Source organism: Rhodopseudomonas palustris BisB18 (assembly GCF_000013745.1).
In the GTDB taxonomy this organism is placed as follows: domain Bacteria; phylum Pseudomonadota; class Alphaproteobacteria; order Rhizobiales; family Xanthobacteraceae; genus Rhodopseudomonas_A; species Rhodopseudomonas_A palustris_F.
In genome coordinates this window covers 38939-54978 of the sequence record NC_007925.1, presented here as the reverse complement: position 1 = coordinate 54978, position 16040 = coordinate 38939, and the positions used below count along the sequence as shown (strand labels likewise).

At 66.6% G+C, this 16040-nt stretch carries 15 protein-coding genes; 9 read left to right on the top strand and 6 right to left on the bottom strand.

Translation table 11 applies throughout. The annotated features are described in order from the left end of the window. Positions 1-2 precede the first annotated feature (2 nt). On the bottom strand, positions 3-749 hold the full coding sequence (locus tag RPC_RS00240) for a uroporphyrinogen-III synthase (RefSeq protein WP_011470534.1): 747 nt from the start codon (positions 747-749) through the stop codon (positions 3-5). 127 nt (positions 750-876) lie between these two features. Between RPC_RS00240 and tsaD the strand changes: the two genes are divergently transcribed. The 5 genes from tsaD to acs all read left to right on the top strand — a co-directional run bounded on the left by tsaD (position 877) and on the right by acs (position 7007). After that, positions 877-2022, top strand: coding sequence for a tRNA (adenosine(37)-N6)-threonylcarbamoyltransferase complex transferase subunit TsaD (tsaD, locus tag RPC_RS00235; protein ID WP_011470533.1), 1146 nt, complete (start codon positions 877-879; stop codon positions 2020-2022). A gap of 295 nt (positions 2023-2317) precedes the next feature. Further along, a complete protein-coding gene (locus RPC_RS00230) occupies positions 2318-3307 on the top strand; it encodes an NAD(P)H-dependent glycerol-3-phosphate dehydrogenase (protein ID WP_011470532.1) in 990 nt (329 codons plus the stop codon). Positions 3308-3310: 3 nt separating this feature from the next. Next, a complete protein-coding gene (locus RPC_RS00225; protein ID WP_011470531.1) occupies positions 3311-3724 on the top strand; it encodes an EVE domain-containing protein in 414 nt (137 codons plus the stop codon). 78 nt (positions 3725-3802) lie between these two features. Continuing rightward, positions 3803-4465, top strand: coding sequence for a class I SAM-dependent methyltransferase (locus tag RPC_RS00220; protein WP_041802259.1), 663 nt, complete (start codon positions 3803-3805; stop codon positions 4463-4465). Positions 4466-5063: 598 nt separating this feature from the next. Continuing rightward, a complete protein-coding gene (acs, locus tag RPC_RS00215) occupies positions 5064-7007 on the top strand; it encodes an acetate--CoA ligase (RefSeq protein ID WP_011470529.1) in 1944 nt (647 codons plus the stop codon). A 375-nt stretch (positions 7008-7382) separates the two neighbouring features. Here acs and RPC_RS00210 read toward each other — a convergent pair whose 3' ends face one another. The 5 genes from RPC_RS00210 to RPC_RS00190 form a co-directional block, all read right to left on the bottom strand. Next, positions 7383-8864 carry a M20 family peptidase gene (locus tag RPC_RS00210; protein WP_011470528.1) on the bottom strand — a complete coding sequence of 494 codons (1482 nt, stop codon included), beginning with the start codon at positions 8862-8864 and terminating at the stop codon, positions 7383-7385. Positions 8865-8903: 39 nt separating this feature from the next. Beyond that, on the bottom strand, positions 8904-9449 hold the full coding sequence (gene ppa / locus RPC_RS00205) for an inorganic diphosphatase (RefSeq protein WP_011470527.1): 546 nt from the start codon (positions 9447-9449) through the stop codon (positions 8904-8906). Positions 9450-9529: 80 nt separating this feature from the next. Continuing rightward, entirely contained in the window at positions 9530-10039 is a 510-nt protein-coding gene (locus RPC_RS00200) for a GNAT family N-acetyltransferase (RefSeq protein WP_041802258.1), read from the bottom strand. 168 nt (positions 10040-10207) lie between these two features. Continuing rightward, on the bottom strand, positions 10208-11449 hold the full coding sequence (locus tag RPC_RS00195; RefSeq protein ID WP_011470525.1) for a flavin monoamine oxidase family protein: 1242 nt from the start codon (positions 11447-11449) through the stop codon (positions 10208-10210). A gap of 100 nt (positions 11450-11549) precedes the next feature. After that, complete coding sequence (locus RPC_RS00190; protein WP_011470524.1) at positions 11550-12524, bottom strand: NADPH:quinone oxidoreductase family protein; 975 nt, start codon at positions 12522-12524, stop codon at positions 11550-11552. Between the two features lie 323 nt (positions 12525-12847). Here RPC_RS00190 and RPC_RS00185 point away from each other — a divergent pair, with 323 nt between their 5' ends. From RPC_RS00185 to RPC_RS00170, 4 genes are all read left to right on the top strand, one after another. Further along, positions 12848-13477 carry an invasion associated locus B family protein gene (locus tag RPC_RS00185; protein WP_011470523.1) on the top strand — a complete coding sequence of 210 codons (630 nt, stop codon included), beginning with the start codon at positions 12848-12850 and terminating at the stop codon, positions 13475-13477. A gap of 200 nt (positions 13478-13677) precedes the next feature. Then, a complete protein-coding gene (gene rlmN, locus RPC_RS00180) occupies positions 13678-14877 on the top strand; it encodes a 23S rRNA (adenine(2503)-C(2))-methyltransferase RlmN (RefSeq protein WP_011470522.1) in 1200 nt (399 codons plus the stop codon). Positions 14878-14887: 10 nt separating this feature from the next. Then, entirely contained in the window at positions 14888-15481 is a 594-nt protein-coding gene (locus tag RPC_RS00175) for an HD domain-containing protein (RefSeq protein WP_041802257.1), read from the top strand. Continuing rightward, positions 15481-15954, top strand: coding sequence for a hypothetical protein (locus RPC_RS00170; RefSeq protein ID WP_011470520.1), 474 nt, complete (start codon positions 15481-15483; stop codon positions 15952-15954). Before RPC_RS00175 ends, RPC_RS00170 begins: the two co-directional genes overlap by 1 nt. Positions 15955-16040 lie beyond the last annotated feature (86 nt).

Here is a 16040-nt window from a genome sequence, read left to right as displayed (position 1 = left end):
CCTTAGCGTGCCAGCGGGCTCAGCGCACGATCTAGCACGTCGAACAACGCGGCCTCATCCGGCCTGCGCGCCTCCATCACCCGGGTCGCCCCGGCTTCGCGCACCACCCCGGCGACCGCCGCCGACAGGCAGCATTGCGGCACCGCCAGCGCCGAAATCTCGATCCCCGCGCTCCGCGCCGCTTCCAGAAACGAGCGCGCACTGCGTCCCGAATAATGCAGCACGGCCTCGATGCGATTTGCGGCAAAGGCGTCGCAGACCTCGTCGGGCAGATCGCGTACCGGTATCATCTTATAAGCGGTCTGTGTGGCGATATTGAACCCCAGCGCGCGCAGCTCACCTGCGAGATCGCGGGCGACCTCGGCTCCGGACAGATACAATAGGGTGTCGGCCTTTTGCAGCTGTTTGGCGCGGGCGGCGGCGACGATCTTGTCGCGCAGCGCGCTGGCGTCGCCATCGGCGACGATGACGTTGCGAAATCCTGCATCGCGCGCGCTTTGCGCGGTGCGCGCGCCAACCGCGAACAACGGCAGATCGAGCAGCCGGGCAATGCCGGTCTGGCCGGCGACGGCGCGCAGCGCATTGGCGCTGGTGACGATCACCGCGCCGTAGCGCGCCTCGGGATCGTCCTTCACCGCGACCGCTTCGAACCGCAGCATCGGCGCCAGCAGCACCTCGTATCCCTTGGTCCGCAACGCCACAGCGGTGGTCTCGTTGTCGGGTTGCGGGCGGGTGACGAGCAGGGCCACGCTCAGATCTCCGCGCGCGACTGCAAGATCATCGCACGGCGAAAACCTGGCCGGAGTGCGGGCGCTGCGGCCACGGCTGCTCCAGCGGGGGATAGCAAACCTGACGATTGCATACACAGACCCCGCAATGCTACGCCGGGCAAGGAAAACGCCGTATTGGCGGCAAACGCAAGGGCTCAATTTGGCTACCGATACAGCGTCTCTGGTGCTGGGGATCGAGACCACTTGCGACGAAACCGCGGCCGCCGTGGTCGAGCGCCGCAGCGATGGCAGCGGCCGCATCCTGTCCAACATCGTGCACTCGCAGATCGAGGATCACGCGCCGTTCGGCGGCGTGGTCCCCGAGATCGCGGCGCGGGCGCATGTCGACCTGCTCGACGGCATCATCGCGCGTGCGATGCAGCAGGCCGGCCTCGGCTTCAAGGATCTTTCGGGCGTCGCCGCCGCCGCCGGGCCCGGCCTGATCGGCGGCGTCATCGTCGGCCTCACCACCGGCAAGGCGATCGCGCTGGTGCACGATACGCCGTTGATCGCGGTCAACCATCTGGAAGCCCACGCGCTGACGCCGCGGCTGACCGACGCGCTGCAATTCCCCTATTGCCTGTTTCTCGCCTCCGGCGGCCACACCCAGATCGTCGCGGTGCTCGGCGTCGGCAACTACGTCCGGCTCGGCACCACCGTCGACGACGCGATGGGCGAGGCCTTCGACAAGGTCGCCAAGATGCTCGGGCTGCCCTATCCGGGCGGGCCGCAGGTCGAGCGCGCCGCGGCGGCCGGCGACGCTGCGCGCTTTGCGTTTCCGCGGCCGATGCTGGGCCGCGCCGACGCCAATTTTTCGCTGTCCGGTCTGAAGACCGCGGTGCGCAACGAGGCCAGCCGGCTATCGCCGCTTGAGCCGCAGGACGTCAACGATCTGTGCGCTGGATTCCAGGCCGCGGCGCTGGAATCCACCGCCGACCGGCTGCATGTCGGCCTTCGGATATTTCGCGAGCGGTTCGGCGCGCCGCACGCGCTGGTCGCCGCCGGTGGCGTCGCCGCCAATCAGGCGATCCGCGGCGCGTTGCAGCAGGTGGCCTTGGCCGCCGGCACTCAATTCATGATCCCCCCGCCGGCGCTATGCACCGACAACGGGGCGATGATCGCCTGGGCCGGCGCCGAACGGCTGGCGCTGGGGTTGACCGACAGCCTCGAATTCGCGCCGCGGGCGCGCTGGCTGCTCGACGCCAACGTCATCACGCCGGCGCAATTCGCCAACACCCGCGCGGGCTTCTAGAGCAGAGTCATCGTGATGAACGTTCCAGTGCCGCGAGCACGGCTTCACCTCTCCCCGCTTTGCGCGGGGAGAGAGCCTGCCCTCGGGCGACGACCCGAGGGTCGATCGGCGGTGCGTAGCGACGCCGGTCGGGTGAGGGACCGGGCACTGCAGTTCATCCCGTTTCACTCCTCGAGGGTCGGCAAGAGCCCCTCACCCCACTCTTCTCCCCGCAAGAGCGGGGCGAGGGAGCAGGCTGCCGGCGGCCTAGATTCTCAACCCACAATTCACGCAGTCGATTCCATGAGGCCTTTCCATGCTGTCCTATGATTCCGTGGCGGTGCTCGGCGGCGGCGCCTGGGGCACCGCGCTGGCGCAGACCGGCGCCCGTGCCGGCCGCGACGTCGTGCTCTGGGAGCACGACGCCAACAATGCGCAACAATTGCAGCAGAAGCGCGAGAGCCTTTATCTGCCCGGCGTGACGTTGGACTCCTCGATCAAAGTCACTCGCGATTTGAGCGAAGCCGCAAGGGCGCAGGCCATCCTGCTGGTGGTGCCGGCGCAGGTGCTGCGCCAGGTGGTCACTTCATTGGCGCCGCTGATCGCCGACCGCACGCCGCTGGTCGCCTGCGCCAAGGGCATCGAGCACGGCACTCATAAATTCATGACCGAGATCATCGCCGAGGCGGCGCCGCAGGCGACGCCGGCGATCCTGTCGGGGCCGAGCTTCGCCGCCGACGTGGCACGCGGGCTGCCGACCGCGGTGACCATCGCGGCGACCGACGCCGGCATCGCCCAGGCGCTGGCGCAGGCGATGAACTCCGGCACCTTCCGGCCCTATCACTCCACCGACGTACGCGGCGTCGAACTCGGCGGCGCCACCAAGAACGTGCTGGCGATCGCCGCCGGCATCGTCGAAGGCCGCAAGCTCGGCGCCTCGGCGCTGGCGGCGATGACCACGCGCGGTTTCGTCGAGCTGATGCGGTTCGGCAAGGCCTATGGCGCCCGCATCGAAACCATGCACGGCCTGTCCGGCCTCGGCGATCTGACGATGTGCTGCAGTACGCCGCAATCGCGCAACTTCTCGTTCGGCGTGGCGCTCGGCCGCGGCGAGAGCGCCTCGGAGGCCTCGCACGGCAAGCTCGCGGAAGGCGCCTTCACCGCGCCGGTGCTGTTGGAGATGGCGCGGCTGAAGAACGTCGAGATGCCGATCTCGACCGCGGTCGCCGCCATCCTCGCCGGGCAAATCAGCGTCGACGCCGCGATCGAATCGCTGCTGACGCGACCGCTGAAAGCCGAGGAATAGCCGATGGCGTTCTGGCTGGTGAAGTCGGAGCCCTCGACCTGGTCGTGGGAGCAGCAGGTGGCGAAGGGCGCCAAGGGCGAGGCCTGGACCGGGGTGCGCAACCACAGCGCCAAGCTGCACATGATGAAGATGAAAAAAGGCGACCGCGCCTTTTACTATCACTCCAACGAGGGCAAGCAGATCGTCGGCATCGCGGAAATCATCCGCGAGGCCTATCCCGATCCCACCGACGACAGCGGCAAGTTCGTCTGCGTCGACATCAAGGCGCTGACGCCCTTGAAAACCCCGGTGACGCTGGTGGCGATCAAGGCGGAAAAGTCGCTGGCCGAGATGGCGCTGCTGAAACAGTCGCGACTCTCGGTTCAGCCGGTCACCGCTGACGAGTGGAAGATCGTCTGCAAGATGGGCGGCGTATAGCGCGGCGGGCATCGCCCGGACGCCAAGTTCCAGCGCACCCCCATGGACATCGCCGCGGGATCCGCGCAAGACCCGGCGATGAGCTCCTCCGCGATCGCCGATCCGACCGCCTTCATCGCCGCCAATACGCGGCTGCGGCCGGTGCCACTGGTGCCGGAGGTGATGCTGCATGTCGCCGACGAGGCGCTGCCACTGTGGAGCCGGACCGAGGAGGAACTGGGCGAGGTCGGATTGCCGCCGCCATTCTGGGCGTTCGCCTGGGCCGGCGGCCAGGCGCTGGCGCGCTATCTGCTCGATCATCCCGACAGCGTCGCCGGGCGCGAGGTGATCGATTTCGCCTCCGGCTCCGGGCTGGTGGCGATTGCGGCGATGAAGGCCGGGGCGCAGAGTGTCACCGCATTCGACATTGACGGCTTCGCGCGCGAGGCGATCGCGATCAATGCACGGGCCAATGGCGTGACCATCGCGATCAGCGGCGACGATCTGCTCGCCGCGCCGCATGTCGCGCCGGCGCAGACCGTGCTGGCCGGCGACATCTTCTATCAGCGCGACATCGCCGCGCTGGCCTTCGCATTTCTGCAGCGCCGCGCGGCGCAAGGCGCCACCGTACTGATCGGCGATCCCGGGCGGACGTACTTGCCGAAGCACCAGCTGACCCAGCTCGCCAGCTACAGCGTGCCGGTGACGCGCGAACTCGAGGACGCCGAGATCAAGGCGACCGGGGTGTGGACGCTGAAGTAGCCCCGGCTTGACGCTCCTGCTGACGCGTCAGTCGGCGACGGACGGTTGCCGTTCCCCGCCGTCCCATCATGGTGTTGCACGCCTCCTCGGAGCCTGTCGCGGTCATGCGGCGGCCGGCCGACTGGTTCCGAACGGGCGGTTGCGCCGCAGCGCATCCGGCTGGGGACGCTCCCGGACCATGCGATCGGGAGCCCTGGAATCCGGCACCCCCCGTACCTTTCGGAGGCCTTCCGGCGATCACAGCGGCGGCATTGGGTCGCGCCGGACGGCACCGGAAACGCCGCCGGGCGCGCCGCAGAAGCTTGACGACGCGCCGATGACCGCGGCCAAGGCCAAAAGTCCAATGCATCACCGCTTGTCGCGGCCCCAGGCACCGACGCATAATCGCGCAACAAGAAAAGCCGGACGGTGCAGCGATCGATATCGCTCGTCGCCGGCGACGCTAATCCTGGAAGGCCGATTCGCACCCACACGGACTTTGGTCTCCGGGAGCGGATCGGAAGTTCTCTTTCGGGGATGTGCCGCCGCGACCTGACTTCGACGTGAGGGCACTGACGGCAATGCGCGGCAATGGCCGCTTTTTGGGGTGGAGGAACGAATGTCCGAGAAGATCTATGACGTGTCCCCGGAATGGGCGGCGCGCGCCTTCATCGACGACGCAAAATACCAGGAAATGTACGCCCGCTCGGTGAGCGATCCGAACGGATTCTGGGGCGAGCAGGCGCAGCGAATCGGCTGGATCAAGCCGTTCACCAAGGTCGAGGACACCTCGTTCGCGCCCGGCCACGTCTCGATCAAATGGTTCGAGGACGGCGTGCTCAACGTCGCCTGGAATTGCATCGATCGGCATCTGCCCGATCGCGCCGAGCAGACCGCGATCATCTGGGAAGGCGACGATCCGTCGGAATCCCGCGAGATCAGCTATCGCGAGCTGCACGACGAAGTCTGCAAATTCGCCAACATCCTGCGCAGCCGCAACGTCCAGAAGGGCGACCGCGTCACCATCTATCTGCCGATGATTCCCGAAGCCGCCTTCGCCATGCTGGCCTGCGCGCGGATCGGCGCGATTCATTCGGTGGTGTTCGCCGGCTTCTCGCCGGACTCACTTGCCCAGCGCATCACCGACTGCCAGTCGAAGATCGTGATCACCGCCGACGAAGGCCTGCGCGGCGGCCGCAAGGTGCCGCTGAAGGCCAATGTCGACGCCGCCTTGAAGAAGTGCGAGGGCGTCGACTGGGTGGTGGTGGTGAAGCGCACCGGCGCCGACGTGTTCATGGATGACGTGCGCGACTTCTGGTACGCCGAAGCCGCCGAGATGGTGACCACGGAGTGCCCGTGCGAGCCGATGCACGCCGAAGACCCGCTGTTCATCCTCTACACCTCGGGCTCCACCGGCCAGCCCAAGGGCGTGCTGCACACCTCCGGCGGCTACCTGGTGTTCGCCGCGATGACGCATCAATACGTGTTCGACTATCACGACGGCGACATCTACTGGTGCACCGCCGACGTCGGCTGGGTCACCGGCCACAGCTACATTCTCTATGGGCCGCTGGCCAACGGCGCCACCACGCTGATGTTCGAAGGCGTGCCGAACTATCCGACCAACTCCCGGTTCTGGGAGGTGATCGACAAGCATAAGGTCAACATCTTCTACACCGCGCCGACCGCGATCCGCGCCTTGATGCAGGGCGGCGACGAGCCGGTGAAAAAGACCTCGCGCAAGAGCCTGCGGCTCTTGGGCTCGGTCGGCGAGCCGATCAATCCGGAAGCCTGGGAATGGTATCACCGCGTGATCGGCGAGGACCGCTGTCCGATCGTCGATACCTGGTGGCAGACCGAGACCGGCGGCATCCTGATCACGCCGCTGCCCGGCGCCACCAAATTGAAGCCCGGCTCGGCGACAAGGCCGTTCTTCGGCGTGGTGCCGCAGATCCTCGACGCCGAAGCCAACGTGCTGGAAGGCGAATGCCAGGGCAATCTGTGCCTGGCGCGGTCCTGGCCGGGGCAGATGCGCACCGTCTATGGCGATCACGCCCGTTTCGAGAGCACCTACTTCTCGGCCTATCCGGGCAAGTACTTCACCGGCGACGGCTGCCGCCGCGACGCCGACGGCTACTATTGGATCACCGGCCGGGTCGACGACGTCATCAACGTTTCCGGCCACCGCATGGGCACCGCCGAAGTCGAGAGTTCGTTGGTGGCGCACGCCAAGGTCTCGGAGGCCGCAGTGGTCGGCTATCCGCACGACATCAAGGGCCAGGGCATCTACGCTTACGTCACGCTGATGGACGGCACCGAGCCGACCGAGGAGCTGCGCAAGGAATTGGTCGCCTGGGTGCGCAAGGACATCGGTCCGATCGCCTCGCCCGATTTGATCCAGTTCGCCCCCAGCCTGCCGAAGACCCGCTCCGGCAAGATCATGCGGCGAATCTTACGCAAGATCGCCGAGGACGAGCCGTCGACGCTCGGCGACACCTCGACGCTGGCCGATCCGGCGGTGGTCGAGGATCTGGTCGAGCACCGCCAGAACAAGCGGGTGTGAAGCGTCGCAGAAGTCGGCACCGCCCGAATAAGGGCTGGTGTCCCGGACGCGGCGCAGCGCGCAAGCGCTGCGCCGCGAGCCGGGACCGTTCCAGATTCCGCGTTCCGTAACCGCCCCGGCTCTGCGGCGCACCACGCCGCGAAGTGCGGCGCGCTGCGCCACGTCCGGGGCACGTTTCTGATCGCCGGGCTTGCCCCGCCCGCGGCTTCCCCCACCCCCAACCCTCCCCCGCAAGCGGGAGAGGGCGTTCTGCTGCCGGCGGGGCACGGCTTTCGTTCATCGGCTTCCGGTCATCATTGGCGGTTGGAAAGATAGCGCGCAACAGCCGCTGCCTGCCGCCTCTCCCGCTTCGGCCGCAAGCGGGGAGGAAGAAAGCTATCCCGCGGTGTTCTCGATCAGCCGCCGATAGAATCGGATCATGTCGGCGTAGTTGGCGATGCTGAGCCGCTCATTGGTGCCGTGGAAGCGCTTCAGATCCTCCGACGTTGCCCGCACCGGCGAAAACCGCAGGATGTTGTCGGCGACCTCGGCATAGTGCCGCGAGTCGGTGGCCGCCACCATCAGCCCGGGCGCGACCACGACGTCGGGAAAGATCTCGCGGATGGTCTGGTTGAGCTGCCGATAGGCCGCGCTCTTGCTGCCGGTCACCGGCGGCGGGTCGAAATTGCCCTCGGATCCACCAATCGCGATGTTGTCGTTGGCGATGGTCTCGCGGACGTGGTCGGTGATGCTGGCCTGGGTGTCGCCCGGCACCAACCGGAAATTCACGCTGGCCTCGGCGACGCCGGGCAGCACGTTGTCCTTGTCGCCGGCATTGAAGATGGTCAGTGCCGTGGTGGTGCGCACCATCGCCTCGGTCGGGCCGGTCTTTTCGAATTCGCGCAGCAATAGCGGCTTGAACAGCCACAGGTTCGACAGCACGACGCGATAGATGCCGCGCATTTCCGGCGCCAGGGTATCGAACATTTCCGCCACCGTGCCGCGGATCTGCATCGGCAGCCTTTTGTCCTCGAGATGGCTGAGCGCCGCGCTCATCATGCCGATCGCGGTCTGTCGCGGCGGCATCGAGGAATGTCCGGGTGTCGCCCGCGCCGTCAGCACCAGCGTGGCGTAGCCCTTCTCGGCGACGCCGATCAGCGCCGCCGGCCGCGGCAGCCCGGTCATGATGCCCTCGGTGATCAGCAGGCCCTCGTCGAGCACGAAATCGAGCTTCACGCCGCGCGAGGCGAGCAGCTTGGCGATGGCCCCGGCGCCGCGCAGGCCGGAGACCTCTTCGTCATGGCCGAAGGCGAAATACACCGTCCGCTTCGGACGGAAGCCCTGCCTGGCCATCGCCTCGGCGGCTTCCAGCATGGCGTAGAGGTTGCCTTTGTCGTCCCAGGAACCGCGGCCCCAGACGTAACCGTCGGCGATGACGCCATCGAACGGCGGCTGCTGCCAGTCCTGTTCGGTCTTCGGCGCGATCGGCACCACGTCCTGATGCGCCAGCAGCGCGAACGGCTTCAGCGTCGGGTCGCTGCCCTCCCAGGTGTAGAGCAGGCTCTTGCCGTTCACGACCTCGCGCTGGGCCGCGGCATGAAACGCCGGGAAACTCGCCACGATATGGGCTTGCAACGCGGCGAGCGCCGCGGCGTCTTGCTCGGGATTGAGGAAATTGGAGATGGTTCGAAACCGGATCGCCTCTGACAGCCGCTTGGCGGCGCCGGCCTCGTCGACCTGAACCGGCGGCACCGCTGCGACCTGCAATTGCCGCGAGCCGTGTCGGAAGGCGTTGAATGCCAGCACGCCCGCGAGCACGACGGCGGCGGCGACGAGCGCCGCCACCAGATTGCGGATCACCCGAAGCAGCCGGCGCATCGCGATCTCCTTCGCGGCCAATCGGCTCGGGCGGAGACGTTAGGCCTTCGCCGCCTTCGCCGCCTTTTCCCGCTCGATGCCTTCAATGATCAGTCGGCGGGCCTCGTCGGCATCGCCCCAACGCGTGATCTTGACCCATTTGTTGGGCTCCAGATCCTTGTAGTGCTCAAAGAAATGCTGAATTTGTTGCAGCGTGATGTCGGGCATATCGCTGTAGTTCTGGATGCGGTCGTAACGCTGGGTCAGCTTCGACGACGGCACCGCGAGGATTTTCTCGTCGCCGCCGGCCTCGTCTTCCATCAACAACACGCCGACCGGCCGCACGCTGATGATCGCGCCCGGGACGATGCCGCGGGTGTTGGCAACCAGCACGTCGCAGGGATCGCCGTCGTTGGACAGCGTGTGGGGGATGAAGCCGTAATTGCCGGGATAACGCATCGCGGTATAGAGAAACCGGTCCACCACCAGCGTGCCGGCGGCCTTGTCCATCTCGTACTTGATCGGCTCGCCGCCGACTGGCACCTCGACGATCACATTGACGTCATACGGCGGGTTGGCGCCGAGCGAAACTGCGTCGATGCGCATCGAAAAAACTCCAGATTGGTCGTGTTGAAATGAAAGACGCCGCCGGGCTGGCGCCGCGGCGGGTCAGGGGATTCGCGGTGTCAGTTTGTCCAGGCGAACGCCACCTTGTCGAGTGACTTCGCACCGAATCGCTCCGAGGAGCGCGCCACCATACGGCCGCCGAGCGCGCGATAGAACTCGGTCGCCGGTTCGTTGTCGGACAGCGCCCAGATCACCATGCTCTTCAAGCCGCTCTGCACCAGATCGCGCTTCGCCGCGGTGAACAGCCTGCGGCCGAAGCCGAGGCCCTGGAATTCCGGCCGCAGATAGAGTTCGTAGATCTCGCCTTCGAACTGCAGGCTGCGGGCGCGGTTGCGACCGTAATTGGCGTAGCCGGCGACCTTGTCGCCGAAGCACAGCACGCTGACGCGGCTGCCTTTGCGGATCGCCGAGTCCCACCAGTGCGGGCCGCGCCGATTGATCAGCTTTTCGAGTTCGGCGCCCGGGATGATGCCCTGATAGGCGGACCGCCAAGCCTCGTCATGGGTGGCAGCCACCGCGGACGCATCCGCAGCTTTGGCCGGTCGAACCTCGATCAGTGTTGTGCTCATGGCGCTGATCAAAGCAAGGTCCGGCCCCGGCATCAAGGTCCATCGTTAATTATCGGTTAACGTGTGGATTTTTGGCATCAGTCGGCCCGCTTGCGTGCCAAAATCGGACAGACTGCGCTGCGATCGGGAGGCGGAGGCCGGGTCGGCGGCAATTTGCGGGTCGCGGAACTAGCCGATCGCCTGCCGCGCCGCGCGCGCGCCTGAGTCGCGGGCGCCATGCGCGGTGGAGAAAATGTCCGGCGAGGTGGCTTCGCCGGCGAACAACAGCCGACCGTCGACCGGTTCCGCGAGCACGGCGCGGGCGCCGGCATGGCCGGGCAGCGCGTGCGAATAGGAGCCGCGCGCCAAGGGATCGCGCAGCCAGCGCGACTGCGCCAGCGGCCGCAGCCGGTTGCGGTAATCCGACCCGAGCAAACCGACCAGTTCGTCGATCGCCGCCTGGGCCAACGCGTCGCCGCCCTGCTCGATCAGGTCGCGCGCGTATCGCCCGCCGAAGAACCCGGCGATCACCGGCAGGCCGCGCGGCCGTAGATCATAGCTCCCGGTGCCGACCCGGTCGGTGGCGCCGCGCAGATGGCCGTCGATCGGCAGCGCGTGATGCGCTTGCGTCGGCTCGTCGAGCGCCAGCATCACCTTTTCCGCTACACCGAGCGGCAAGCCGCGCGCGGCCTCCACCTTGTCGGGCAACGGCGGGTCGAAGCGGATCGCTTCGTCGGCGATCAGATTGGTCGGCACGGTGATAATGACTTTGCCGGCCGACAGCGTGCCTTGCGAGGTCGCGAGTTTCACGCGCGGGCCGGAGTGATCGATCAGCGTCACTTCGGTGTTCAGAGCGATCGGGCAGGGCGCCCCGTAGGCCGCGATCAGCGCGCCATAGCCTAAGTGCAGCCGCCAATTGATATCGCTGTCCTCATAGGCGGCGGTGTCGTAGCTCGACACCCGGTCGAGCTCGCAGCCGTTGATATAGGTCGAGATCGCGTCGATCAGCGGATTCCAACGGTTGCCGGGCTCCAGCCAGTCGCCCGCCGCGGTGTCTTGCGCTAGTTCCGCCGCAGCCTCGACCCGAGCATAGAACGCGTCCTGCGCTGCGTAGTAAGCGGCATGCGCCTGCGCCGGAAAACCGACGTCGAAAGAATGATCGCGCCAGGAGCCGCGCGAACGGTCGATCGCGATGCCGAGCGAGGTTGCGATGCCGACGAAACTGTTGCGGTCGGCCGAATGCAGCCATTCGCAGCCGACGTCGAACGGAATGTCGGGCGCGGCGAGAATGGTATGGCCGCGGCCGCCGATGCGGTCGCGGGCTTCCAGGATGATCGCGGAATGCCCGGAGCCTTGCAGCGCATGCGCGGCGCCGAGCCCGGCGGCGCCGGCGCCGATGATCGCGATATCGATTTCGGACGGCAGTGACATCGGCGCAAGCTCCGAGTTCGGTCGGCATCGATCTTACAGCAGGCGGGGTGGCGCATCGATGACGGCGAGCGGGTGGCCTGAGTTGCCGTTGCTCGCTTGCCTACGGATGCAGGATCACCTTGCCCATCGCCTGGCGTCCGGCCAGCACCTTCAGCGCGTCGGCGGTCTGCGCCAGCGGGAAGCTGCGGTCGACATGCGAGGAGATCTTGCCCTCGGCGGTCCATTGCACCAGCTTTTCCAGATTGGCGCGGTTCTTCGCCGGGTTGAGCTTGGCCCAGGCGCCCCAGAACACGCCGCGGATGTCGCAACCCTTGAGCAGCGCCAGGTTGAGCGGCATCTTGGGAATCTCGCCGGCGGCAAAGCCGATCACCAGGAAGCGGCCTTCCCAGGCGATCGCGCGTAGTGCTGCTTCGGCATAGCTGCCTCCGACCGGATCGAAGATGATATCGGCGCCGCGGCCTTCGGTCAGCCGCTTCAGGCCGTCTTTCAAATCCTCGGCGGCGTAGTTCAGCGTCAATTCGGCGCCGTGTTGTTTGGCGAAGTCGAGCTTGGCGTCGGAGGAGGCGCAGGCGATCACCTTCAGCCCCATCAACTTGCCTAGTTCGCAGGCGGCCAAGCCGGTGCCGCCGGCTGCTCCCAGCACCGCCAGCGTCTCGCCGGGCTTCGGGTGTGCGCGGTCCTCCAGCGCATGCAGCGCGGTGCCGTAGGTGATGATGATGCCCGCGGCGCGGTCGAAATCGAGGTTGTCGGGGATCTTCACGATCGACTGAGCCGGCAGTGCGATCTTGTCGCGCGCGCCGTTGAAACCGCAGGACGCCACCACGCGGTCGCCGACTTTCAGATCGCTGACGCCGTCGCCCAAGCTCTCGATGACGCCGGCAACTTCGGCCGCGGGCGAGAACGGGAACGGCGGTTTGATCTGGTACTTGCCCTGGATCATCAGGATGTCGAAGAAATTCAGCGCCGCGGCTTTAATCGCAATCACCGCTTCGCCGGGGCCGGCAACAGGATCGGCGATGTCGGCGAGCACCAGATCGTCGGGGCCGCAATATTCGGAGCACAGAACAGCCTTCATGAATCCACCCAGATGTTTTTTTAATCGCGCCTTGCTTCTTGCCGGATTTGCCGGCACCGGACAAATGGATTCGCAAGGCGGCGCGGGCGTCGGCATTCCGTTGCGCGGCATCACCAAAACACCGATCGACGCTGCAATTGACGCGGCGGCCGTCGCGCGCGATGCGCCGCGAGCGGATCGCTGCGCCGGCGGTTTGGCATCGGCTGCGGACAACCTGCCGCGCCGGCTTTCCAGAATCGTCCATTCCGGATATGGCAGGGCACAGAGTGTCGCTGTGGGTGCCGGGCCATTATGCAGTCACAATGATGAGGGACGAGGCTGCTATGTGCGTGCGGCGATTGCTGATAGGTCTGGCGGCGGGTGGGCTGGTGTGCGGGGTATCGACCCTGGCGCTGGCGCAGACGGCGTCTCCGAAGGGGGCCAAATCGGCGCCGGCCAAGCCGGCTGCGGCGAAGCCCGAGTCGAAGAAGCCCGCGCCCGCTGCGGCCTCCACCGGGGGTGGTGCCGAGCCGCAATTGATCGGCCAATTCGGCACCTGGGGCGCTTATGTGGCCAATCCGAACGGCCGCAAGGTCTGTTTCGCGCTGGCCAAACCGTCGTCGTCGAAGACCAATCCGCCGAACCGGCCGCGCGACCCGGCCTATGCCTTCATCTCCACCCGGCCGGCCGAAAAGGTCGTCAACGAGGTCTCGGTGATGATCGGCTACACGCTGAAGCCGGGCTCGGAATCCACCCTCGAGGTCGGCGGCGCCAATTATGCGATGTACACCCAGGGCGACGGGCTGTGGATCAAGAACGCCGCCGAAGAGGAACGCATGGTCCAGGCGATGCGCAAGGCCGCCGACGTCACCGTCAAGGGCGTCTCCGCCAAGGGGACCGCAACCATCGACACCTTCTCGCTGAAGGGCCTGGCCCAGGCGCTCGACCGGCTGGCGCAGGACTGCCAGCGGTAAAGGGTCGCAATTCGCCGTCCTGCTTGCTATATGAACCGTGAAAACCATCGTCATGGCCGGCCCGGTGCCGGCCATCCGCATTTTGCGCGGGGCGATGGCCGTGAGTCTCCGTAGGCTGGGCCAAGGCGCGTTGCGCCGCGCCCACCTCTATTGCGGTCGGTGGGCACGCTGCGCTTTGCCCGCCTTACAAATGTGATGCGATGACCCTGTCGACTTCCCAGTCCCTGCTCGAAAAGACCGCGCTGGAAACCTATGTGCCGCCGGCGAGACCGTCGCTGATCGGGCTGTCGCGCGCGGAACTCGCCGAGGCGCTGGGCGGCATCGGCGTCGCGGCGTCGCAGCGCAAGATGCGGGCGCAGCAGCTGTGGCACTGGATGTATTTTCGCGGGGTTCAGGAATTCGCCGAAATGACGAGCATCTCCAAGGAGATGCGCAGCCAGCTCGCGGAGCATTTCACGGTGGCGCGGCCGGAAGTGGTGGCCGAGCAGATCTCCAATGACGGCACCCGGAAGTGGCTGCTGCGGCTGCCGAGCGGCGTCAGCGGCGAAAAGGCCCATGAGGTCGAGTGCGTCTACATCCCGGAGACCGACCGCGGCACGTTATGCGTGTCCTCGCAAGTCGGCTGCACGCTGAATTGCTCGTTCTGCCACACCGGCACCCAGAAACTGGTGCGCAACCTCACCGCCGGCGAGATCGTCGGCCAAGTCATGGTCGCGCGCGACCGGCTGAATGATTGGGCGGATCGCGAGACTCCGAACGGCAACCGCCTGGTCACCAACGTGGTGATGATGGGAATGGGCGAGCCGCTGTACAATTTCGACGCGGTGCGCGACGCGCTGTTGATCGTCTCCGACAATGAAGGCATCGGCATTTCGCGGCGCCGGGTGACGCTATCGACCTCCGGCGTGGTGCCGAACATCGTGCGTGCCGGCGAAGAGATCGGCGTGATGCTGGCGATTTCGCTGCATGCGGTGCGCGACGAATTGCGCGACGAGCTGGTGCCGCTGAACCGGAAATACCCGCTGGCGGAACTGCTGCAGGCCTGCCGCGACTATCCCGGCGCTTCCAATGCGCGGCGCATCACCTTCGAATATGTGATGCTGAAGGACGTCAACGACTCGCTCGACGACGCCAAGCTGTTGGTCAAGCTGCTGAGCGGGATCCCGGCCAAGATCAACCTGATCCCGTTCAACCCGTGGCCGGGCACCGCCTACAAATGCTCGGACTGGGACCAGATCGAAAAGTTCTCCGAATACATCTTCAACGCCGGCTATTCCTCGCCGGTGCGCACGCCGCGCGGCCGCGACATTCTCGCCGCCTGCGGGCAGTTGAAGTCCGAAACCGAGAAGCTGACGGCGCGCGAACGCGAGGCGCTGCGCGCGATGGCGATGACGGATTGATGCGATGGCGATGCTTCCGCCGGATCAGATCAAGGGCGCCTTGGCGTTTCTGCGCGAGGCGGAGCGCCTGAAGGACGTGCTGCGCAGCGGCCACACCTCGAACGGCCGGCCGGAAAGCACCGCCGAACACACCTGGCGGCTGTGCCTGATGGCGGTGCTGTTCGCCGATGATCTGGGCGATATCGACATCGCCAAGCTTCTGAAAATCTGCATCGTGCACGACCTCGGCGAAGCGCTGCACGGCGACATCCCGGCGATTGATCAATCCGCCGACGGCAACAAGGCGGCGCAGGAGCGCGCCGATCTGGAAGCCCTGACGCGGCCGCTCGACGCCAAGCGTCGCGCCGAGATCCTGGCGCTGTGGCAGGACTACGCCGCCGCCGCCTCGCCCGAGGCACGGCTGGCCAAGGGGTTCGACAAGCTGGAGACCATCCTGCAGCACAATCAGGGCCGCAACCCGGCGGATTTCGACTACGCCTTCAACCTCGGCTACGGCGTCAAACAGACCGCGGCGCATCCGTTGCTGGCGGCGCTGCGCGCGGTGCTCGACGACGACACCCGCGCCCGGGTGGCGGCGCAGCAATCTGCCGGCGGACGGGGCTGATGGCGCTGATCGGGCGATCGTTCGTGATTCTGTTCGGCTTCCTCGGCGCCTCGCTGGTCGCCGGGATGATCGTGGTGGGCGCGATGCTGTATCCGGAATTCAGCGACATGGGCGTCGAGCCGATCGATCCCGACGCGCTCAATATCATTTTCGGCTTCGGCTTCATCTTCGTCTCCGGCTTTGCGCTGTTGCCGGCGCTGGTCGTGGTGCTGATCACCGAGGCGTTCTCGATCCGCAGCGTGCTGGCCTATGCGCTCGGCGGCGCCGCGGTCGGGCTCGCCTGCTATCTCGGGCTGGTGCCGTTCGATTCCGCATCGATGCGGTTCGACGGCATCGTGCGCCGCCACCTCGAGATCATGACCGGTGCCGGCATCGTCGCCGGCCTGGTGTATTGGGTGATCGCCGGCCGCAACGCCGGCGCCTGGCGCGAGCCGCCCCGGCCGCTGCCGCCGGCGCCTCGACCAACGGCCTGAGCGGGCCGTCCGCTCCGCTGGACCCATGCAAGGCGTCATCCTGAGGAACCCGGCGAAGCCCGAAGGGCGAAGACGGGTGTCTCGAA

Bases quoted from the DNA above. Each gene is read 5' to 3' on its own strand.
- RPC_RS00220 (WP_041802259.1), top strand. From the start codon at position 3,803: ATGAGCTCCTCCGCGATCGCCGATCCGACCGCCTTCATCGCCGCCAAT.
- RPC_RS00200 (WP_041802258.1), bottom strand. From the start codon at position 10,039: ATGAGCACAACACTGATCGAGGTTCGACCGGCCAAAGCTGCGGATGCG.
- RPC_RS00190 (WP_011470524.1), bottom strand. From the start codon at position 12,524: ATGAAGGCTGTTCTGTGCTCCGAATATTGCGGCCCCGACGATCTGGTG.
- ppa (WP_011470527.1), bottom strand. From the start codon at position 9,449: ATGCGCATCGACGCAGTTTCGCTCGGCGCCAACCCGCCGTATGACGTC.
- RPC_RS00230 (WP_011470532.1), top strand. From the start codon at position 2,318: ATGCTGTCCTATGATTCCGTGGCGGTGCTCGGCGGCGGCGCCTGGGGC.
- RPC_RS00225 (WP_011470531.1), top strand. From the start codon at position 3,311: ATGGCGTTCTGGCTGGTGAAGTCGGAGCCCTCGACCTGGTCGTGGGAG.
- tsaD (WP_011470533.1), top strand. From the start codon at position 877: ATGCTACGCCGGGCAAGGAAAACGCCGTATTGGCGGCAAACGCAAGGG.
- RPC_RS00185 (WP_011470523.1), top strand. From the start codon at position 12,848: ATGTGCGTGCGGCGATTGCTGATAGGTCTGGCGGCGGGTGGGCTGGTG.
- RPC_RS00175 (WP_041802257.1), top strand. From the start codon at position 14,888: ATGCTTCCGCCGGATCAGATCAAGGGCGCCTTGGCGTTTCTGCGCGAG.
- acs (WP_011470529.1), top strand. From the start codon at position 5,064: ATGTCCGAGAAGATCTATGACGTGTCCCCGGAATGGGCGGCGCGCGCC.
- rlmN (WP_011470522.1), top strand. From the start codon at position 13,678: ATGACCCTGTCGACTTCCCAGTCCCTGCTCGAAAAGACCGCGCTGGAA.
- RPC_RS00210 (WP_011470528.1), bottom strand. From the start codon at position 8,864: ATGCGCCGGCTGCTTCGGGTGATCCGCAATCTGGTGGCGGCGCTCGTC.
- RPC_RS00195 (WP_011470525.1), bottom strand. From the start codon at position 11,449: ATGTCACTGCCGTCCGAAATCGATATCGCGATCATCGGCGCCGGCGCC.
- RPC_RS00170 (WP_011470520.1), top strand. From the start codon at position 15,481: ATGGCGCTGATCGGGCGATCGTTCGTGATTCTGTTCGGCTTCCTCGGC.